The 22,527-nt window shown below is 42.7% G+C and carries 19 protein-coding genes; all 19 read left to right on the forward strand.

Going from position 1 to position 22,527, the window contains the following annotated elements; all coding sequences use genetic code 11:
- Positions 1-14 precede the first annotated feature (14 nt).
- The 19 genes from CSV76_RS10975 (at position 15) to CSV76_RS11055 (ending at position 22,526) form a co-directional block, all read left to right on the forward strand.
- The gene (locus CSV76_RS10975; RefSeq protein ID WP_099625599.1) at positions 15-4,697 is read left to right on the forward strand and encodes a DEAD/DEAH box helicase; all 4,683 of its coding nucleotides are present in this window, start codon (positions 15-17) and stop codon (positions 4,695-4,697) included.
- A 335-nt stretch (positions 4,698-5,032) separates the two neighbouring features.
- Entirely contained in the window at positions 5,033-5,554 is a 522-nt protein-coding gene (locus CSV76_RS10980; protein WP_099625600.1) for an NUMOD4 domain-containing protein, read from the forward strand.
- A 141-nt stretch (positions 5,555-5,695) separates the two neighbouring features.
- Positions 5,696-6,136: a terminase small subunit gene (locus CSV76_RS10985; RefSeq protein ID WP_099625601.1), complete on the forward strand. Its 441-nt coding sequence runs from the start codon at positions 5,696-5,698 to the stop codon at positions 6,134-6,136.
- Complete coding sequence (locus CSV76_RS10990) at positions 6,123-7,391, forward strand: PBSX family phage terminase large subunit (RefSeq protein ID WP_099625602.1); 1,269 nt, start codon at positions 6,123-6,125, stop codon at positions 7,389-7,391. Before CSV76_RS10985 ends, CSV76_RS10990 begins: the two co-directional genes overlap by 14 nt.
- A 13-nt stretch (positions 7,392-7,404) precedes the next feature.
- On the forward strand, positions 7,405-8,874 hold the full coding sequence (locus tag CSV76_RS10995) for a phage portal protein (protein WP_099625603.1): 1,470 nt from the start codon (positions 7,405-7,407) through the stop codon (positions 8,872-8,874).
- 27 nt (positions 8,875-8,901) lie between these two features.
- Entirely contained in the window at positions 8,902-9,057 is a 156-nt protein-coding gene (locus CSV76_RS17330; RefSeq protein ID WP_158232792.1) for a hypothetical protein, read from the forward strand.
- A 95-nt stretch (positions 9,058-9,152) separates the two neighbouring features.
- Positions 9,153-9,755 (forward strand): phage scaffolding protein, encoded by a 603-nt coding sequence (locus CSV76_RS11000; protein ID WP_099625604.1) that lies wholly within the window; start codon positions 9,153-9,155, stop codon positions 9,753-9,755.
- A gap of 19 nt (positions 9,756-9,774) precedes the next feature.
- Positions 9,775-10,578: a N4-gp56 family major capsid protein gene (locus tag CSV76_RS11005; protein WP_099625605.1), complete on the forward strand. Its 804-nt coding sequence runs from the start codon at positions 9,775-9,777 to the stop codon at positions 10,576-10,578.
- 48 nt (positions 10,579-10,626) lie between these two features.
- Positions 10,627-10,761, forward strand: a complete 135-nt coding sequence (locus tag CSV76_RS17850; RefSeq protein ID WP_255406942.1) for a hypothetical protein — start codon at positions 10,627-10,629, stop codon at positions 10,759-10,761.
- A gap of 21 nt (positions 10,762-10,782) precedes the next feature.
- Positions 10,783-11,139 (forward strand): hypothetical protein, encoded by a 357-nt coding sequence (locus tag CSV76_RS11010; protein WP_099625606.1) that lies wholly within the window; start codon positions 10,783-10,785, stop codon positions 11,137-11,139.
- Positions 11,140-11,171: 32 nt separating this feature from the next.
- Positions 11,172-14,288, forward strand: coding sequence for a head-tail connector protein (locus CSV76_RS11015; RefSeq protein WP_099625607.1), 3,117 nt, complete (start codon positions 11,172-11,174; stop codon positions 14,286-14,288).
- 4 nt (positions 14,289-14,292) lie between these two features.
- On the forward strand, positions 14,293-14,796 hold the full coding sequence (locus CSV76_RS11020; protein WP_099625608.1) for a hypothetical protein: 504 nt from the start codon (positions 14,293-14,295) through the stop codon (positions 14,794-14,796).
- On the forward strand, positions 14,793-15,149 hold the full coding sequence (locus CSV76_RS11025; RefSeq protein ID WP_099625609.1) for a hypothetical protein: 357 nt from the start codon (positions 14,793-14,795) through the stop codon (positions 15,147-15,149). Before CSV76_RS11020 ends, CSV76_RS11025 begins: the two co-directional genes overlap by 4 nt.
- Positions 15,136-15,612: a phage neck terminator protein gene (locus CSV76_RS11030; protein ID WP_099625610.1), complete on the forward strand. Its 477-nt coding sequence runs from the start codon at positions 15,136-15,138 to the stop codon at positions 15,610-15,612. Before CSV76_RS11025 ends, CSV76_RS11030 begins: the two co-directional genes overlap by 14 nt.
- A 139-nt stretch (positions 15,613-15,751) precedes the next feature.
- Positions 15,752-16,765, forward strand: coding sequence for a DUF3383 family protein (locus CSV76_RS11035; RefSeq protein WP_099625611.1), 1,014 nt, complete (start codon positions 15,752-15,754; stop codon positions 16,763-16,765).
- 52 nt (positions 16,766-16,817) lie between these two features.
- A complete protein-coding gene (locus CSV76_RS11040; RefSeq protein ID WP_099625612.1) occupies positions 16,818-17,219 on the forward strand; it encodes a phage structural protein in 402 nt (133 codons plus the stop codon).
- Between the two features lie 42 nt (positions 17,220-17,261).
- Positions 17,262-17,675, forward strand: a complete 414-nt coding sequence (locus tag CSV76_RS17710) for a hypothetical protein (RefSeq protein WP_233204457.1) — start codon at positions 17,262-17,264, stop codon at positions 17,673-17,675.
- 49 nt (positions 17,676-17,724) lie between these two features.
- A complete protein-coding gene (locus CSV76_RS17550; RefSeq protein WP_199173055.1) occupies positions 17,725-17,868 on the forward strand; it encodes a hypothetical protein in 144 nt (47 codons plus the stop codon).
- 2 nt (positions 17,869-17,870) lie between these two features.
- The gene (locus CSV76_RS11055; protein ID WP_143560363.1) at positions 17,871-22,526 is read left to right on the forward strand and encodes a hypothetical protein; all 4,656 of its coding nucleotides are present in this window, start codon (positions 17,871-17,873) and stop codon (positions 22,524-22,526) included.
- Position 22,527 lies beyond the last annotated feature (1 nt).

The following is a 22,527-nucleotide window of genomic DNA, read 5'->3' on the forward strand; positions in this document are numbered from 1 at the left end:
GGATGGTGATAAGCATGGAAAACAATAACTATAAAAGCTTCATTTCCTTAATGGAAGAAATAGATCATGAAAAGCGAGAACAGCGAGATCGAGGCACGCTATTCGAACTGTTAGTATTAGCTTACTTTGAGAAAGAGCCTACATATGCACGCTTATTTGACGCTGTATGGAAATTAAGCGATGTACCTTCAGAATATAATATACCTAAAAAAGATACGGGTGTGGACCTGGTAGCAAGGGAGAAAGATACGGGAGATCTAGTCGCAATTCAATGTAAATTCTACAATAAAGAAAAGAAAATCTATAAAGATGACATTGATTCATTCCTAAATGAAGTTGGCAAGAGCTACTATGCTAAAGGCATCGTGATTACTTCTACTGACGAATGGAGTAACAATGCTGAAGAAGCCTTAGATGACCGTGACAAAGATATTCAACGTATCGGTTTATCCCACTTCTATGAAAGTAGAATCGACTGGTCTTCTTATTCATTCAGTGATCCAAAGGAAGTGGGATTACAGGATAAAAAAACACCTAGACCTCACCAGATTCCTGCCATTGAAGCAGTGGTAAAAGGCTTTGAGACTACTGATAGAGGGAAGCTAATTATGGCTCCAGGAACAGGAAAGACCTATACATCTATGGTTATCGCTGAGAAGATGGCTGAAGAGAAAAAGGATGTATTCCGTGTTCTTTATTTAGTGCCAAGTATTCAATTACTTTCGCAGACATTGCGTGGATGGAACGCGGATACGAACTTCCAGATGGACTCTATAGCGGTTTGTTCAGATCGCAAAGTTACAAAAACACAAGGTAATTCAGAGATGGAAGATATTGCTGCAGCTGACATTGGATTTCCTGCGACAACGAACTATCAGAGGTTACTCGAGTATCAACATAAGATTGAGAACAATTCGTCTGCAGGAGACTTCCTGGCAGTATTTTCTACATACCAATCCATTGATGTCATCATTGAAGCGCAAAAGAATGGCTTCTATGAGTTTGACTTAGTGGTTTGCGATGAAGCACACCGTACCACTGGTGCAACTGAACAAGGAAAAGAAGATAGTAGGTTTACTAAAGTGCATTACGATCACAACATAAAGGCTGCACATCGTTTGTATCAAACAGCAACGCCGCGTGTCTATGGTGAAGCAGCTCTTAAAAAGGCTGAAGAAATGTCGGTTATTGTAGCTGATATGGATAACCCTACATTATATGGAGAAGAGTTCTATCGCATTGGATTTGGAGATGCGATTCGTAGAGGAATCTTGACAGACTATAAAGTAATGGTGTTGGCCGTTAATGAAGAAATGATTGCTCGACGTTTCCAACAGATGTTGGCGAACAAGGATTCAGAGCTAGAGTTTGATGATATTACTAAAATCATTGGCTGCTGGAATGGATTAGTACGAAGAGAAAGTTATTCTGATAAGGCGCTTGGTGCTCCGATGAAACGGGCTATAGCTTTCACAGGTACAATACGTGAATCCAAATTAATTACAGATATGTTCTCGCATGTTGTAGCTGAATACTTGCATCAAGATCCAGACGATGAGCATCAATACGATGTTGAGATTGATCATGCGGACGGTTCAATGAATGCTCTTGAAAAGAACAAAAAGATTTCATGGCTAAAAGGGGAAGTTCCAGATAACACTTGTCGGATCTTATCCAATGCTCGCTTCCTAACAGAAGGTGTAGATGTCCCAGATTTGGATGCAATTATGTTTCTAAAACCACGAAAATCAAAAATCGATGTAGCGCAAGCGGTAGGACGAGTTATGCGTAAAGTAGATGGGAAAGAATATGGTTATGTAATCTTACCTGTGGGTGTGCCAGCAGGTAAAGATGCTAATAATGTATTGGATAGTAATGAAAAGTACCGTATTGTTTGGGAAGTGTTGAATGCGTTACGCTCATTAGACGAGCGCTTTGATGCAACAATCAACAAGTTAGAATTAAATAAGAAGAAGCCAGATCAAATCCAAATTATAGGTGTTGGAGATGCTCCAGAAGATGGAGAACTAACGCCAGTAAATCATCAGTTAGAAATGATGTTGACAGAAGAAGATTTAACAGATTTAGAAAGAGCCATATACGGTAAGATTGTTCGAAAAGTAGGCGATGTACGCTATTGGGAAGATTGGGCGAAGGATGTTGCTGAAATTGCTCAACAGCATATACTGCGTATTAATGTAATGTTAGAAGATAAGAACGGTAAAGTTTACATGGAGTTTATGAAGTTTGTAAAAAGTATTCGTCATAATATAAATGACTCCATTACAGAAACACAAGCAATTGAAATGCTTGCACAACATTTAATTACTAAACCAGTATTTGAAGCACTTTTTGAATCGTATAGTTTTGTAAATGAGAATCCAGTTTCTAGATCAATGGAAAACACTTTAGAAATCTTAGACAAGCAAGGTTTAATGAAAGAACAGGAAAGTTTAAAAGGGTTTTATGAAAGTGTGAAAATACGGGCAGAAGGTATCGATAATTTAAAAGCTAAGCAAGACATTATAGTTCAGCTATATAATAAGTTCTTCAAAGTTGGTTTTAAAAGTACTACTGAACAATACGGTATTGTATTCACGCCAGTAGAAGTGGTAGATTTTATTATTCGTTCAGTAGACGATGTATTGAAGAAACATTTTGGAAAGTCATTATCCAGTAAAGGTGTTAATATTCTTGATCCTTTTACTGGAACCGGTACTTTCATCACTCGATTGCTACAAAGTGGACTGATTTCAAAAGAAGAATTATTAAGGAAATATACTCAGGAAATTCACGCTAATGAAATTATTCTATTAAGTTATTACATTGCAGCTATAAATATTGAAGAAACATTTCATAGTTTATACGGTGGTAACTATGTATCATTTGATGGTATCGTATTAACTGATACTTTTGAGATTATAGATACCAAGGATACATTTATAGATGAAATGTTTGATGAGAATAATGAGAGAATAAAAAAGCAAAAGGATAGTCCTATATTTGCTATAATAGGTAATCCACCCTATAAAGCTAGACAAAATAGTGAAAATGATAATAATAAAAAAAATATATATCCTAAAATAGACGAAAGAATAAAAGAAACTTATGTTAAGTATTCTAATGTTACAAATAAGAACACTCTTTATGATCCTTTGGTGCGAGCGTTGAGATGGTCGACAGATAGAATAGAAGATAAAGGAGTGATAGGGTTTGTTATAAATGGATCTTTTATCGATTCGCCTACAGCATCAGGTATAAGAAAGAGTTTTTATGAAGATTTTAATCATTTATATATCTTTAACTTAAGAGGAAATGCCAGAACGCAAGGTGAAGAGCGTAGAAGAGAAGCTGGAAACGTCTTTAAAGAAGGTAGTAGAACTTCGGTAGCGATAGTTATACTGGTCAAAGATGGCTCTGAAGACCATGAAATTCACTATCATGATATTGGAGATTATCTAAATCATGAACAAAAACTTCAAGTAATCTCTGAACTCTCTTCAATTAATTCTATAGAATGGCAAGCAATCCAACCTGATCACAACTATGATTGGCTAAATCAAAAGAGTAAAAATAGTCAAATATATAAGTCGCTGGATGGAGAGGTTTTTATACAAAAGTCTCTTGGTGTCAGTACGAATAGAGATGCTTGGGTTTATGGTTTCTCTAAAGATATAGTCAAAAAAAATGCAGAGTATATGATTGATAATTATAATTCCGAAATCGAACGTTTATTTAAGATAACTGATAAAGAGGAGAGAATATCTAATTTATACTCGAATAAAAATTTTATTAGTTGGAGCTCAGGACTTAAACAGTTATTCGCTAAAGGTGAAAAAATTGAATTAAATCCAAAAGAGTTAAATATTCATACCTATCGGCCTTTTGTGAAAAAATGGTTATATTATGATAAGAGTATAATAGAGAGGGCAAGAAAATGGAAAGACATTTTTGGTGAAGAAAACAAAGTAATTCTAGTGCCTAATAATGGTTCTAAAAGAAATTTCGCTTGTTTGATGGTGAATACTATTCCAGATTTAAATTTATTTTATGGTGGTACACAAGGCTTTACTCTCTATGACAAAAAAAATGTAGATAGTTTATTTAATCATAAGAGTACTTCTAATATACAGGAAAGTGCTGCTAGCATGCTTTCTATCTCAAATGAAGATGTTTTTTATTACACTTATGCAATAATGCACTCAAAAGATTTTAGAAATCGATTTGAAAATGATTTGAAAAAAGAGTTTCCAAGAATTCCTAATGTAATTAAAAACAAAGAAAAGTTCGTTGAAATAGGATTAAAACTCGCGGAATTACACTTGAATTACGAAGATACTGAAGGGTGTAAAGAAGTAGAAATAGAATATTTATCAGATAAACCTTCATTTAAAGTATCTAAAATGAAATTTATAAAAAAAGATGACAAATCTACGATTATTTTTAATGATGATATTAAAATTCATAATATACCGGAAAAGGCATATGAATATGATTTAAATGGAAGATCTGCAATTGATTGGATCATGGAGCAGTATCAAGTCAAAGTAGACCCACCTTCAAATTTAGTAGATAATCCAAACCTATATTCTGATGATGAGAAGTATATTTTCAACTTATTGTTAAGCATCATCAACGTATCAATACAAACAGTAGACTTAGTAAATAGTCTACCACCGCTAGAGCTAGACGAATAACATATGTTTTATCAAGGAGGTGCAATCCAGCATCTCCTTTTTGTTTTGGAGAAAAATAGTAAATCCCTGATATACCCCTTAGCAAAAGTCAGTTTTAGCTCTTAAGTATATAAGAGTAAGCAGAAACATCAAAAATCACTCCTACTATTGTTGACTGTCTTCAACTGCTTACTCTTATCCTCCCAACACTATAGCGTGTGCCAACCAGGTAAGGTTTTACTCCCTCCGAAAACCTCCTTTTCCCCTTACCTGGTTCGCAGACTGTATAGATAGAAAAGAATCATGTCACTTCACTTCAGATAAACAATAGCAAAGGGATTCTGGAGGTTCTGGCAATGGAACAAGTTATATGGAAAGACATCGAAGGATATGAAGGATTTTATCAAGTAAGTAGTCATGGACAGGTACGTAGTTTAGATCGGATAGTGCCGTCAAAAGGAAGTATCCGTAAAGTAAAAGGACAACTCTTAGCACAAACCACAGATAGAGATGGTTACAAGCATCTTCGATTACGTAAGTATGGCGTAGAAAAATCATTCTTCGTCCATCGATTAGTTGCTACTGCATTTATTCGAAATAGAAAGCCTGAAGACAATACTCAGATCAATCACAAGGACGAAGTGAAGAACAACAACCACTACAGTAACTTGGAATGGTGTACAGCTGAATACAACGTCAACTATGGAACACGAAATAGACGGTCGTCAAAACCTGTTATTGCGTACAATCAAAAAGACACGCTGTATTTCTTCTCTATGACAGAAGCAGCTCATCATGGCTTTAATTCTGCATGTATCTCAGGCGTTGTAAGAGGAAAGGGCAAGACACATAAAGGTTATCAATGGAAACTTGCTTAACATTTGTAGGAGCTATCTCAAAAGGATAGCTTCTTTCTTTATGTGGAATGGGAAATTAATTCCCGCAATGAACAGAATATTCAGTTAACAATGGGAAATTAATTCCCACTGATGTTACACAATTTGAAAGGAGGTGATTCAATGGCTTTGAATGAAAAGCAAAAACGTTTTGCTGATGAATACATCATCGACTTGAATGCTACACAGGCAGCGATACGCGCAGGATACTCTCAGAAGACAGCTCGATCACAAGGGCAACGTTTGCTGACAAAAGTTGATATTCAAGCCTATATGGCTGACAAGATGGAACAACATGTAAAACCAACTATCGCCAAACAGGAAGAAGTTCTTGAAACTCTAACGAAAGTTCTTCGTGGTGAAGAAAGTGGCGCTACTCTTCGAGGCACTGGCAAAGGCAGTCAGGTCGTTGATGATATGCCTCCCACAACAACCGAACGAATACGTGCAGCTGAACTCCTTGGCAAACGCTATGGCATATGGCAGGAGAATAAGACAGTCGATGTAAGAAGTGCCGTCACATTCGTTGACGACATACTGGATGATGCAGATGGAACAGATTAAACTATCTGATCTTATCCCTAAAGCGTTCCATCCTGTATGGAAAGCTGCTCTTGCAGAAGAGATCTTAAACGTCGTCTGTAAAGGCGGCCGTGGATCCGGTAAGTCTTCTGATATAGCGCACGTCATCATTCAGCTTCTGATGCGTTCTCCAGTCAATGCAGTCGGCATCCGGAAAGTAGATAACACATTAGAGCTGTCAATATTCGAACAGATGAAATGGGCGATGGAGCAACAAGGTGTCTCTCATCTATTTAAGATAACGAAGTCACCAATGCGAATCACGTACACGCCTCGTGGCAACTACATGGTCTTTCGAGGAGCTCAAGAACCGGAGCGTATCAAAGGTCTCAAATCCGCTAACTATCCTTTCACTATCCTATGGGTAGAAGAGGTAGCTGAATTTAAAGAGGAGTCGGAAATCACTACGATTACAAACTCCTTCCTTCGTGGTCAGCTTCCTGACAAACTTCAGTACAAATTCTTCTTCTCATACAATCCACCGAAACGCAGACAAAGCTGGGTCAACAAGAAGTATGAATCCAGCACACAACCCACTAACACATTTGTTCACCATTCCACTTATCTAGACAATCCCTTTATCTCTGAACAGTTCATCGCTGAAGCAGAAGCCGCCAAAGAAAGAAACAAGCTCCGCTACGAATGGGAGTATCTTGGCAAAGCAGTCGGCTCTGGTGTTGTACCTTTCGACAATCTTCAAATTGAAGCAGGATGCATCACTGACGATATGATCAAGAACTTTGATAACATTCGCCAAGCTGTAGACTTCGGTTACGCAGTCGACCCACTTGCTTATGTACGTTGGCATTACGACAAGAAAAAGAACGGAATCTATGCTGTTGATGAATACTACGGTCAGAAGATTAGTAACCGTGAGCTGGCTAAATGGATCAAGGAACGAGGCTATGAATCACTGGAGTTGTTTTGTGACTCTGCTGAGCCAAAATCTATTGCTGAACTAAAGAATGATCACAGCATCCGTCGTGCTAAAGGCGTGAAGAAAGGTCCTGACTCTGTTGAATACGGAGAAGAGTGGCTTAACGACTTAGATTTCATCTGTATTGACTCTAGACGAACGCCAAACATCGCCAAGGAGTTTGAGAGCATCGATTATCAAGTGGACCGTGACGGCAATCCTAAGCCGCGTCTTGAAGATAAAGACAACCATACAATCGACGCAACACGCTACGCATTCTCTGACGACATGAAGAAGAACGCTATTAAAATACTACGTTAAAAGGAGGTCCGCAATGTACCTGTTTAGCAACAAGACGCACGGAGAAGAGCTTCTGGCACACTTGGCAGCGAATGCACCGAGGCCATTGCCAACAGAAGAAATTAAGAAGATTTATGATGCATTTAATCCTAAGAAGATGCAAATAGGAATTGACTACTATCTTAATAAGAACGACATTGGCCGCCGCCAAATCTATGCCTATCGTGATGGTGTCAAAGTTGTCGATGTAGATGCGAGCAATGAACGCATTCCTTCTGGCTATCATAAAATCCTAGTCGATCAGAAGACAGCCTACTTGTCCGGCGAACCAATGGTATTCAGTTCTAAAAGCGGCTGTAAAGAAACCATGGAGACGATTGAAGAACTCATCGGTGAAAAGTGGGAGGACGTCTTGCCTGAGCTAATCAAGGGAGCTTCTAACAAAGGAAAGGAATGGCTACATCCTTTCATTGATGAAGAAGGTGCTTTTGATTACATGCTAATCCCAGCAGAAACATTCATTCCAATTGAAGACATAAAGACAGGTAAGTTAACAGCTGGCATTCGTTTCTATGATGAATCAGAAGAAACGGTTCGTCTTGAAGTGTGGACAGATACGGATGTCACCTATTATGTGATGACGGACCATCAGGTGGTGCTGGATGAAAGCGAAGAAATGAATCCAGCTCCTCATTTCACCAATGCGGACGGAACTGAGTGGAGAAGCTGGGGGCGCGTACCGTTCGTTGAGTTTGCCAATAACAATGAGCGTATTGGTGATTTGTTCTTCTATAAAGAAGCGATCGATGCTTACGATTTATTAGTCTCAGATGCACAGAACACATTAGCAGATATGCAATCCCTCATTTGGGCTTTGAAAGGTTACACAGGTGAAGATTTAGGCGAGTTCATGGAGAATCTGAAACGCTATAAAGCCGTGTCGCTTGACTTAGAAGGCGGCATTGAAACTGTCCGTGCAGAAGTTCCAGTGGAAGCCTACAAGACACAGACGGACATGCTCAAGGAAAACATCTATGCGTTTGGTCAAGGGGTCAATCCTTCTCCGGACGTAATTGGGGGTGCTCCTTCTGGTGTAGCGTTGAAGAACCTTTACTCACTGCTAGATATGAAAGCTTCTATCATGGAGCGCAAGTTCGTTCTAGCACTGCGAGAGTTCATGTGGTTTATCGCGGAATACTGCAATGAGACAGAGCAGAAATGCTTCGACTATAGGGATATACTCTTTACTTTTAACAAGCTTCTTCTAACTAATGAAGCAGAAATTATCGACATGGCCGTTAGTAGTCAGGGTATTATCTCTGAAGAAACACTGATTGAGAATCATCCATGGGTCAAAGATCCGGAGCGTGAAAAGCAGCGTAAGAAGCAAGAGAAAAAGGATGATAGCGGCATAAGAGGTGGCGCTGGTTTTAATGAAGAGAATGGCAGAGCTGAACTCGTTCGAGACAAGAACGGTCACTATGCTGGTATGAGAAAGCTGTAAGTAACAACAGTGGAAGGAAGTGAATGAATGACTGTAATGGCTATCATCGCCCTAAGCATCTGGAGCTTCGTTGGAATCGCTCAAGGCTTCTGCCTAATCTTCCAACTTGCTTTACTAGGTGAACAGCACAAACGAATCCTAGTAGCAAAAGATAGACTAAGCGACCTACGGAACAAACTGTAAGACCCCGACCTGAGCATGTCGTTAAACGGCTCATTTGCTTTGCTTTCAATCGTGGCGTATCCACGTAAAACTCGTATTAGAAAGGATGGATCATTATGAAAGAATTATTGACGAAGCTATCGATTGGTGAATCTACAGTGGAAGATGTGCTTCAAGCAATTGAGGAAGATTCCAAAGACCGTGTTCCTAGAAGTCGTCTCAACGATAAGAACGATGAAATCAAGGAGCTAAAAGAACAGCTTACAGCAAGGGATACACAACTAGAATCCTTGAAGTCACAGACGACGAACCATGAAGAGATGACGAGTAAGATCCAAGAGCTCCAGTTGAGCAACGAGAAAGTCGTAACTGAATATGAAGCAAAGCTACAGAAGAAGGACTTTGACTCTGCATTGGAAGGGGCCCTCCGCACTGCAAAAGTCAAGAATTCGAAAGCTGTTAAAGCCTTGCTTGATATAGAAGCTATGAAACTGACTGGTGGCACACTTGCCGGTCTAGAAGAACAGCTCAAAGCAATAAAGCTATCAGATGACTACTTGTTTGAGGCTGATGGTATTAAAGGTCGAACTCCGACATTACCATCTGGTGGCCGCAAACCCTCTGTAACAAAAGATCAGTTCGAACAGATGCCTTATAACGAACGAACTCGATTGTATACAGAAAATCCAGAGCTCTACCAGCAACTAACTACTACTTAATCAGGAGATGAATCAGAACATGGCACAAACTAAAATGGCCAATATGGTCAACCCAGAAGTACTTAAAGACATGATTTCAGCAAAGCTTGAGAAAGCAATCCGCTTTGCTCCACTTGCACGTATCGATCGCACACTTGAAGGGCAAGCAGGAAATACAGTAACAGTTCCACGATTCGAATATATCGGAGATGCAGACGATGTAGCGGAAGGCGTAGCGATGGGCACATCAGTCCTTACAACTTCTACTCAACAAGCAACAATCAAGAAGGCTGGTAAAGCAGTCGAGTTAACAGATGAATCCGTTCTATCCGGTTACGGAGATCCAATTGGTGAAGCAGGTAAGCAGTTACGCATGTCTATCGTTAATAAGATCGACAACGATTCTTTAGAAGTATTGGCTACAACGACTCTTATATCACCTACAACAACAAAGCTATCTGTAGATGCAGTAGAAGCAGCGCAGGATATCTTTAATGATGAAGACCAAGAAGCAATGGTGTTGATTTGTTCACCAAAAGCAGCAACACAATTGCGTAAAGATGCAGCAGCTGACTGGACACGAGCATCCGATCTTGGAGACCGCATTTTAATCACTGGCGTATTCGGCGAAGTGCTTGGCGCACAAGTTATCCGCTCAAACAAGTTGGACGACAAAACAGCGTACTTAGTAAAAGCTGGCGCTCTTGCTATCTACTTAAAGCGTGTAGTCGAAGTAGAAACGGATCGTGACATCTTGAAGAAGACAACTGTTATCTCTGCAGACGAGCATTATGGTGTTGTACTTGAAGATGAGTCGAAAGCAGTTAAGATCACAATCACATAATTTGAAGCTAGTAGGGAGGCTCCGGTCTTCCTCTATTTTTATAGAGAGGTGAATCACGTGCTGTTAAGACGTTACCATGAGAAGCAACAAAATGACTCTAAGAAACGAGCAGAGATCGAAGTCAAATCAGACGCTAAGCCAATGCCGAATAAAGATAACAAGACTAATAACAAGAAGAAATAACGGGTAAAGGGGACACAAAAAATGGCTGAAATCACACAAGCCGGTTACAAAAGCATCAGAGAACATATCGAGGCTAACTGGAACCATATTGAGCTACAAGACAATCTAGGAGCAAAAATTATACGTCTGGATACATCAGACCCACGCGTAACCTTCACACATGTTCCAGAAGCAGAAGTGTTGGAACTGTCTATCGTAGTAAACGGCAGTGACGCTGAAGTTACACTACCGCAGACATTCGCTGCATCTGCTATCTACACATCAGCAGGGGAAGCAACACCTGTTACAGCTGTTGAGCCATACTCGAACTTCGAAATGACAATGGAAGAAGATCAGATCACAGTCCGCCACCGCATCCAAGTGCCTCAGACAGTATAATGCATCATCTGTTGGAAAGGCGGTGAAAATGAATGACTTACACATTAGAGCCTGGGTTTACTATGTACGGAGCACCAAGACCCTATGTTTTACCTTACTGGAATATCACAACTTCTACACCTTCCATAAGTAAGACTGCCTATCTCACCGCAGAGCCGTTTGAGGGCAAAGGCAGAATCACTGGTTTCCACTTCTATCTTGAATATAGAAACACAGACTTAAGAGGAAGTGTAAAAAGCAGCATAGTGAATAAATTAGACAGCCTTCGTTATCGCTACCATTACAAAGATGGAAGCATAGACCAAGGTTATAAGAATCCCGTGCTGCTACAAAACTTGCTCTATATACCAGTTCCGGAAAACGTAAAAGAAGTAGAGACTATACAAGTCAACTCTACATCAGGTGGTAACTGGTACCGAACCTATACGCAGATCAGAAAGATTGATCATACTATAGCTGATTTGAACTGGCTGGATGTAGGCACCGATACGTACAATCCGCTAACTAGAAAGGCAATTCTTTTGGGGAGTATTCCCGAGCCTATCGATGTAGCGTACTATATTGAATCTTCTTATATGGATTCAAGCTACCACAGCTTAAGTTATTCCCTCAATAATGGGGTTTCTTATATAGACGCAGATGGAACCATCCAGTATCCAGGGTATGCCCATTACTTTCGTGCAGAAATAGCAGCCAATGTAGATAAAGACGAAGCAGCAAGAGTCATTTTAGTCTATACAATCCCTAATGCTTCAAAAGAAGCTACGTCATACGAAGCTACTGTAACGACGTCAGTCAAGAAAATAGCTGCAGACAACAACATACGTCCAAGTGTTACATCTGATGTAATAGTAAAACGTATCACGTCACAGTCAGCTGTTGAAGTGCAGAAGAGCAGCTATTCACACGTTGAACCGCTTCAGACAACCACCACTAAGAATGCCTTAGTCGTTACCTCGACGAAAGGCGGCAGAATCGGCACGGTTGTCTTCACAAACGTCAAAGCCGCCACAAGTTCTTTAATCAGTCCTATCGATTCTTGCAGTAGATCGGAGCTTAGTAGAAGACGAATATCAACTGTAAACTCCTTTGCTGGACTGATCGACTCTTTCTCTCATTTAGGAAGGTACAGAACACTTTCAGTCACTTCATTTATGAAAGATGTTCACACAGGCTCTCAGAGAGCATCTTCTGCTGTCCTGTTGGCCAATAGCCGTGCGAATGCGATACAGAGCGTCTCAGAAACAATTAAGACATGGCACGCACATCTTGATTCCCAAGTCGGACATATTCAGTCAAGGGCTTCGGGAAGACCTATCAGACTTGAGCTTCGTGCTCTTCCAGTCAATAAGACGCTTTATTCGGGTCACTATAAATCCGTTGTTTTTCACACCACAGGTACTGGATATCTTCAATTCTCTACTTATTTAGGGATGTCTGGCACGCCTGCCGAGATGAATTTTCTTTTGAGCTTAGACTCTGATGCGTACAGTTCCGACAAAGCTCATGTGTGGGTTTACTTCTTTGACGTCAACAGAAAGATCATCTCTTATGGCGGACTGACGATTACGTCGCCTGGAAAACACACAGATGTTCCTTATCGGGCTGTTGTTCCGGAAAACGCCGACACTTTCTACGTTGAAAGAAGGATGAGAAGCAGGGGACTTGGTGAACATTGCACTGCTAAGGCAGACCTCGTTGATATGACTTACCTAGTCGTCCCAGAGTTGGAGCCACATGAGGTCATTGTTGCAACATCTTCTGCCTCCTTTGCCACAACCGCTCACCATGAGCTTGAAACAAAGGTTTATTCATTCAGTAGACATATTGGCTCTCAGAGTGTCCGTGAGAAGAGTGAGGTTGTATCCATCATCTCTTCCGTAACAGACATCACAGCAAGCGCTATCAGCAAAGCTACCGCCACCAGACAAGCAAATACTCACGTCTTTGCAGCTGAGAGCACCTCTGAAGCTACAAAGACAAAACAAACTGTCGTTGATTCTCATGCGAAGCCAAGCGAGTCTAGCATTATTGAAGAAAACAGTAGCAATTGCATAGCCACTTCCTTTGTAATGCCTATCAGATCTACTTCAGAAGCTTCTAGGAGCAAACAAGTCGGCTTCGCATCAAATGTGCTTGCAATTTACAGTAGGGTAGCCGCTACAGCATCAAAAGAAATTCTTACAACTTCTCACATGCATTCGAGTTATGCAGAAACCTTAATAGAAAAGGAGAAGGCATTCGTCCTCACATCGATTGTTTCTCCAATCACAACGAACGTCTTCGCATCAGGCGACCACACCTACGAATCCTTCGTTTCTTCAGGAGTCATGCCAATCCGTTCTAAGATCGTTGTCAGCCGCAAGGAAACGTTCATTAACAACTCCTTCACAGAAAAAGTTGGCACACACGCTGTAAGCTCATCTGCAAGTAAGAGAATCTCTATAGTCACATCCACAGTCAGAAAAATTACAACTGACACGCTGCGTGCTTCAGAAATCGTCTCTGCATCTTTCGTAAAGGCAGCTGCAACGGAAGTGACGATAAAAGTCCAAACATTGCCAAAAGAGCAAGAAGTTGTTGTTGCGTCCAGTGTTAATCCGATTATCATTCATTCCACTATAGGGAAAAAAATTATTCTCCAGTCTTACATCAAACAAAGCTTCTCCAAAACTCTTCTGAGCCCTTACCGAGCCAGTGTCACGTCAATTGTGTCTAACATTACGTCAGGAGTAGCTGTAGAACGTTCAACCATTGCGTTTATCGTTACCGTCGACTCCTATGTCAGACCGATACGACACGACATCCTAGAAGAAAGAAGGAAGCTAAGAATGAGATTAAACGAGTTGAAGATTCGCCTAAGAATACCTGCAGACGACACAGTGAACGATGACTACTTGCTCGTTGTGTTAGAAGATGCGCTTGATTTTATCCAGCGTACTTGCAATCAGCAGTTTGATCCACTACCGCCGACTGCAAAGAAAGTAGCGTCGCAGTATGTAGAGAACGAGCTGGCTGGTGGCCGCCATATCAAAGCAGAATGGATCGCAGACATGAAGCAAGAGTTTGAATCTACGAACGACCGTGACAAAGCGTTGACTGACATGCTCCGTAAAGCAGGCCTTGTACGCTTGCGATGGGGAGGTTAATCAGATGCACGTCAAGATCAAGAAGGACAAGAACAACATTCCAAAAGCTCTGCGTAACATGAAGCAATTGAATCGTAATACTGCTGTTGTTGGCTACCACAAGAAGAACCACACTGAAATGGTTGCAGGTGTTCAAGAGTTCGGTGCGACGATCACAGTCACTGACAAGATGCGAGCGTATTTAGCTGCTCAAGGCTTGCCTCTAAAGGCAAGCACGAAAACCATCACCATTCCAGAACGAGCCTTCATACGTACAGGATTTGATCGTGGTGTAGATGATGTCTACCAGCTTGCTTCTAAGTATGTAGATGACGTGATTGCTGGCAATATCCCTGCCAAGCAGTTCCTAAAGATGTTGGGTGACGAAATGCGTGATCAAATACGTGACTATGCAGATGATCTTCGCAGTCCTGCTAACCATCCGTTCACACAAGAAGAAAAAGGCAAAAACGACCCGCTGGAAGACTCGGGCCACATGATCGACTCTATGGAGGTGAAAGTGAAATGACCAAGTCCTATCGCTTTCAGAGGTTGATCGAGAAGTATTACGTTACTTTCACTGTTCAGATGTCCTCAGACGGTCATTACGACGAAGACACGGGTGATTACGTAGAGAGCGTCGCACAAGACATTACGATGCAAGGCGCTATCGTCCATGCGAGAACCAAGCAGATCTACAACAGTGGCGGCCGCGTCACTGAAGAGGATTGCTTCCTGTATATTCTCGAGCCGCTCTCTCTGAAGACACGCGTCCTCTATAAAGGTCGAGAGTATTCGGTCGAGTTGGCAGAAGACTTCTCCGATTACACCGATTTCTATTACTACAGACTAAAGGCGGTGAGTAGCTTTGCTAGATCTTAACCGCATACGAACGCCACTGATCAAAGGTTTGAAAGAAGCTACTGGCAATACCGTGATCATGGCTGACCAATCAGGTAAGCCGCCACAGTATCCCTACTTCACACTCAAAATCTTGAGTGCTGGCCAAACTGTTGGGCAATGCACGGAAACAGTTGTAGAAGACGATGTCGTGTTGAGTCAAGCAACAGAGCTAGTTGTCTCCGTCACGTCCTATAGTGACAAACTGGATCAGTCATTCGAAGACATCCACAAAGCATTCGGGTGGTTTAAAGGCACTGGCATGTATCAACTACAAGAACAAAGCGTTGCGATCGTCAAAGTCCAGCCGATCGATAGTCGAGACAACTTCGTCAGCATCGAGTTCGAACGACGCTTTGGCTTCGACGTCAGGCTCAGAGTTACGACTCAAACGCAAGTCCATGTAGGCTTCATAGAGCATGTGGGCGTCGAGGTAATCAAATGAACTTCACCATCAAGAACATCAACCAGTTAAGGGAGCTATGCAAATGCATGGCTTTTTTATATGCACAGGCTTCCTTGGAGACGAAAGAAGAAGTGCGTAAGCAATACAAAAATCTTTTCAACTAACAGGAGGAAACACAATGCCATTACAAGACGTAACTGTATCCATCGACATCAAGAAACCATCAGCTCTGATCGGTCTAGGTGTCCCGTTAATTCTCGCAGAGGACGACAAAGCAACTGAAGCTTCTTACAAGGAATACTTCAGCCTGGAAGATCTATTGGTAGACTTCACTGCAGAGAAAGCAGTCTATCGCTATGCTTCCAAAGTATTTAACCAGAGCAACCGTCCTGCAAAAGTGGCAGTCGCTGTATTCAACAAGAAAGCAGTAAAGCCAATCCTAGCAGTACAGGTGCTTGAGCAGTTCTTCTATAACGACTTCTATTTCGTTATGGTGGCTGACGGTACAAAGGAAGACAAGCTTGCAGTGTCGGACCTAGTAGAAGCAAACGGTGTGAAGATTGCTGTTCATACAGTGGGTCTTGAAACAGACGTAGAAGCGTTTAACACAAAGAAATATGACCGCACAGTTGTATTCTTCCACAACGAAGTGACAGAAGTTCCGAGCGCAGGCCTAATTGGTGCTGTCGGTTCACGTCCCGTTGGATCGGTTACTTGGAAGTTCAAGACAATCGCTGGCGTAACACCTCAAGACTTGAGTGGCGGCAAGTTGCAGTCGTTGCATAAGAAAGGTGCAGTTGCTTACGTAACAAAAGCAGGCATCAATCAAACATCTGAAGGTATCGTAGTGAGCGGTGAGTACATCGACGTAATCCACGGTAAAGACTGGGTTCGCTTGAACTTAGAACAACAGATTCAGAAACTGCTTTCTACTTCTGACAAGGTTCCATTCACAGACGCAGGGATTGCACAGATTGAATCAGTTGTAACAAACGTCATGGAAACAGCAGTAAGCAACGGCATCATTGCTAGAGATGCTGACGGTCTTCCTCTTTACACAATCAGCGCACTAAGCCGCTCACAAGTAAGCCAAGCTGATCGCGCAGAACGTCGTTACAATGGCTTGTCGTTCAGCTTTGAACTAGCTGGCGCAATACACGAAGCATCAATCCAAGGCGAAATCTTAATCTAAGGTTTCGCTTTTCCTATGTACAAAAATACTATATTCCTGGAGGAATTCATTCATGCCACATATCGCAGTTTATGACGCTAAGAAAGTAACAGTAACAGTAGACGGTAAGTTCATCACAGGTTATGCAGAATCTACATTCGTGACCGCTTCAAAGGACGAAGACGGTTTCGAGCCTTCCGTATCCGCACAAGGAGATGTGGGTGTAGCTGTACGTAACAACACACTAGGCACAGTGGAAATCACACTGAACCAAACATCACCATCTATCAATATGTTGGATCAGTTAGCTGCTTCATCTAAGATGATTCCGGTTTGGGTCATCAGCAACAACGAAGTGAAAGAAAAGTCTGGTGGGACTAAAGCGATGGTCACAAAACCATCGGATAAAGAATATAGCGACACGATCTCTGAGCGTACGTATGAGATCAAAGTGTTCGACTATGTTTCTAACTAATAAGGAGAAGGGGAGCGGCCATGCGCTGCTCCTTTCTTAATTATGTCTACAGAAAAGAAGACACCTACAAAGAAAGCAACAACTCGAAAGCCACCAGCAAAAAAAGCATCAGCAACAACGAAACGCAACACTAAAGAAGTTATGACACACCTACAAACCAAAAATCAGAACAAAGAATTGGAGAGATTGAAAATGGCTAAACGCGGCGAACAGAAAGAAATCAAAATTGAAGGTATCGAGTACTTATTCCAACACCCAGGATTGCTTGAGAGCATCCGTATGCGTGACCGTTCTAAGAATGACGCAGGAACAATGATTGAGGAAGTTATCTACCGTGAGTTGATGGAGCACGTTGTCTTCACAAAAGAAGGCGGCAAAGTAGACTTCGACTTCTTCGAGGAAAACCCAGGTTTCACAGACGTAATGGGCGAGGCAATGACGTTCACTTTTCGCTAAACCGAAACCTCAACGGCATTATAAAGGAAAAGCAAAAGAGCATTGGCTAATGTGGCGATTAGTCATGGAGAAAGTAATCGATTACAGTACCGCTTCCCTGATGACGCTAGACGAAATCATGGAAGCGAATGCTGCCCTTGATATTCATATCGAAGCCGTCAATAAGGCCAACAAGAAAGGGGGCCACAAGTAATCATGCTTAGAGACTTATTAGTAGAGATTGGTATCGATGTCGATAGCGGTCCACTCAAGAAGCTGAATGCGGAAATTGACGCACTGGAACGAAAGTTACGCAAACTGGATGCAGGTCCAGTCGAGAGCTTGGACAGAAAGTTCAATGATGTAAATGAATCAGCAAAGAAAGCAAACCGAAGCATCGGAGACATGAACCAGAAGGTAGGTCGCCTTGGTCGTTCCATAGAACAAGTAGACAGTGAACACATTGCCAATGGCTTTGAGCAATCTCATAAAGAGGTACAACAGCTCAACCGGACGATGAAGAACACTGCCAATATTACGGAACAATACAAGGACAACATCGAAGGTTCACGTAAAGAAGCAAAGAAGCTAGATGAAAACCTTCGAGACGCAGATCGGACTTCATGGTCTATGTCGAACTCGATGCGCAAGATGGAGAAGTCAAGCAAGTCCATCAACCGCGAGACACAGAAGCACTCGAAGAAGACGGTAGAAACGTCCACTACAATCAACAAAGAGACCCATGAGTATACGCAAGAGATTAAGCGCTCGATGAAAGACATCAACAAGCAGATGAAGAAGTCCTCGAAAACCATGGAGGACACATTCAGTAGCATAGACGACAACATACGCAGGACCTCAAGAGAACTTAAAGACTCATTCAGCGGCATCGGGGAAGAGATACGTCAGGCATCTAAGACGATGGAAGCCTCTGCCAGACGCTCTGAAAAGTTCTTCGATAAAGTCAGCGACAAGATGTCCACTATATCAAGCAGCATGGAAGAATCATCTAACTCGTCAGGCAACACGAACGACGAAATGGCGAAGCTCACGAAAAGCATGGAAGACTTGAATGCACAGCTCAAGGAAATCAGCAAACACCTTGAAGAAGCAAAGGCTTCAGCAGGTGGAATGAGCAAAAGCATCGGTGGAGTGGACTTGAGTGGCGCTGCAAAAGACTCTGGCAGCATGGCAGGAAGCTTTGAAGGCGGCGAACGCTCTACACGAAACATCGTAAAAGATATGCAGGAATTAGATAAAATCCAAAGGCGAATGCTTAAGGGACAAGATAAAAACGGTACAAGAGAAGGCAAAAGCCTCATTGGCGGTGGAATAGACCACCTAGTTAATGGGTTCCGCTGGATAGAATCTAGCGCAATCAATGGTGCTACCTTTATTGGCAAGATGCTTGCTCCATGGGGATCGCTCAAACTATTAGCTCCTACACTAATTCCTGTTATGGCAGGACTCGCCAACGTAGCCGGAAACTTAGGCCCGATGATTGGTGCTTTAAGTGGAGGGTTACTTGGGGCAGTCGGACTCTTTGGAGGCGCAGGTGTAGCAGGACTCGCTGGCTTCCTCCCATTCCTTGAAAATATTAATTTACTAAATGGCCTCGACCCTAAGAAGGATAAGTTGACCAAACCGCAGCTAGCAGCGAAGGACTCAGAATCAAAGCTGGTTGACAACTATCGGGCAATAATGAAAAAAACAGAAGACTCCACAATGCGTGCATACGCAATGGCCATGGACGCAACTAGTAAAGTCCTAACGATGCTGGAGCCATTGTTCTTGAAAGTAACAAGCATGAGTGAGGGTCTAATGAAATCTCTGCACAATTCCTTGGATTCGGAACTTGGGCAAGAAGTGATTAAGTACCTGAACGATGAAGCCGCTAATCTACTCGGCAGCCTGACGAGAACAGGTGGTAATTTACTGATTGGTTTCTTGTCTCTAGTCAAGTCGCTTGATCCACTCAGTCAGTGGGTAGCAACAGGCTTAGAGGACATGACAGCAAGCTTTGCGCTATGGGCTGACGGTGTTGGAGAATCCGACGGCTTCAAGAAGTTCGTGGACTATACGAAAGAAAATCTACCCAAGCTAGGCGAGATATTCGGTAACTTGAACGTCGGCCTTGTAGAGTTCTTCGCAGCATTCGGTCCTTCTTCATCTGACATGATGACGTACTTAGTAGACATGACAGACAGGTTCCGTGAGTGGGCATCAGAACTTAGCGACAACGAAAACTTCAAAGCATTCATTAGCTATGTCAAAGAGAACACACCGAAGATGCTTGAGCTAATCGATGACCTTGCGACAGCCTTTGTAGATCTTTCACCGTTACTTGCTGGCATAGGTGAAGTGGCGCTAGACGCAGCAAATGGGCTCATGGACTTTGCGAATGAACATCCGAACCTTATGAAGTTCGTTGCAGGATTCTCTATTGGTCTCATTGCTTTGAGTATTATACTAACAACGATTGCAGCACCATTAGCAAGCGTGGCAGCAGGAATCCTTGGTGTCTTCGGGAATATCTATGCAGGCTACCACATAATCAAAGGGATTTTTAATCGCTTTGGAAACGGTGGGTCAAGATCACTTGCAGGAGAAGTAATGGATAGCATGGGTGGAAAAGGAAGAAAACAAACTGTCCATACATTTGGAGGCGCTGGAAAAGCGACCGTCACTTCTGACTCATTCCCTGTAGGTCAAGATGGCTCTGCCAGAGCATTAATGGCAGCGGCTCAAAAGCTAGATAGCGCTGGAAACAAAATGATTAGTGCTTTATCCAACATCCAATGCAACTGTAATGGTGGCGGTGGTGTGGTTGGAGGCAAGAATGGCCAAAAAGGCAAAAAAGGACCTAGCAAGAAGAATCCAGTCGATAGTCAGAATCAAAAAACCAAGTCCGTATTGACAAGCAGCAAAGAAGTCACAAAGCCTAAAGAGGTTGCTACACCTAAAGGGTTGCTAGGAAAGATGGGCAAGCTGGGCGGTGGAAACAAGGCGCTTAAAGGACTAGGGATTTTAGGTCTGATTGGCAGTGGCGTATCTATTGGCGGCTCTGTATTGGCTAAGGACTATGACACGGCTGGAAGAACCGCCACAGCTACAGCAGGTGGTGTTGGTGGAGCATGGGCAGGCGCAGCAACAGGTGCCGCACTCGGCTCAGTAATACCAGGTATCGGCACAGCAATCGGTGGAGTCGTTGGTGGTATCGCTGGAAGTATCGGTGGATCTGCTCTTGGAAGCAAACTATACGATGGAATCAAAGGATACAACTGGGGCGGCTTGAAGAAGGATGCAAAAGACACTAGCGGCTCAGTAGGGCAAAGCTGGAATGGCGTCTCAGAAGCATTCCAAGAAGGAACCTCCAAGTCAATAGACAGCATGGATCATCTAAGCATGGCAACAGGCACTTCCTTGTTCGGCATCAACAACACAGCGACTAATGCATTAACAGGACTCCCTCGTGTAGCGAGCACTCAATTTGGTGGCATGAATACAGCGGCAGGTAGCTCACTCGGTTTAATGAACGGAACAGTATCTGGATCCCTTTCAGGACTAGACGCATTGACTGCTGCTTCTCTTGGTATGCTTCCAGGTACAGCTTCCACTCAATTTGATGGAATGAATACGGCTGCGGGTAACTCACTCGGCTTGATGAACGGAACAGTATCTGGTTCGTTGTCAGGATTGGATGCAATAACAGCAGCTTCACTCGGAATGCTCCCAGGCACTGCTTCTACTTCCTTCGGTGGTATGACGACTGCTGCAGGAATAAGTCTTGGCATGATGAATGGTACAGTGTCCGGCTCACTATCTGGATTAGACGCCATAACAACCGCTTCATTAGGTGGACTTGCAACTACAGCAACAACTTCACTTGGTGGCATGAATATGGCAGTTGCAGGAGAGTTCGCACAAGTAGGCAACTCCATCGTAGCAGGCTTGCAACAGACAGTCTTGATGGCTCAAGTGATTTGGTTCGCCTTTGTTAACTGGATGAGTACATCTATGGTAGCAATTGGAACTGTCTCTTCAGCAGGATTCGTTGCAATGGGACAAAACATCTGGCAGACCATGCAAGGTATTGCACTGGGCGCAACAACTATCTGGACATCATTCATTGCAAGCATGGGGCAGCTCACATCAGCTTTAGCTTCCACAACGAACGCAGGATTCATCAAAGTGCGTGTAGTGGTCATATCTCAAATGGCTGCAGCTAAAACAGGCGCACTTGTACAAGGCTTACAGATGTCCCAAGCACTTAGAGCTATCTTCGCTCACATACAAAGCAGTGCATCTTCTTCATTCGCAGGTGTTCGTACAGCCATTGTAAGTCAGATGAACGGAGCTAGAAACAGTGTCTATGCAATCGCAGGTGACATAGAGCGTCGCATCATCAAGATGAACAACAACGTGGCATCATCGAATGCTAAGGCAACAGCATCTGGACCAGCAGTTCCTATGGGGAAACTAAAAGGCATTAATGGTTCTCACGCAACAGGTCTTGGCCGTGTACCGTTTAACGGATATACTGCAGAGCTCCACAAGAACGAAGCCGTTCTCACAGCAAACCAAGCGAATGCATTAAGAAACTCAGGCTTCCTAAGAGGTGACGGTGCTTCACCGCAAATGAACATGCCAGAAGCAACAGCGAACGTAGCAGGTTACAGCCCACTTGGTGTTGATCCCGGATCAACTGCTACGCGAAGCACAACGAACAACAGCGGCTCAGTCAAAGCATCGGTCACTATCCATGTAGATGGATCAAAAGATCCGCAGTCGGCTGCAGTCAGTATCAAAGATGAACTCGAAGGCTGGTTCAGTACGCTTAGCACGGTATTCCCAGCAACTATGGAGGGATGAT

The organism is Sporosarcina sp. P17b (genome assembly GCF_002743115.1).
GTDB classification, from domain to species: Bacteria; Bacillota; Bacilli; order Bacillales_A; family Planococcaceae; genus Sporosarcina; species Sporosarcina ureae_C.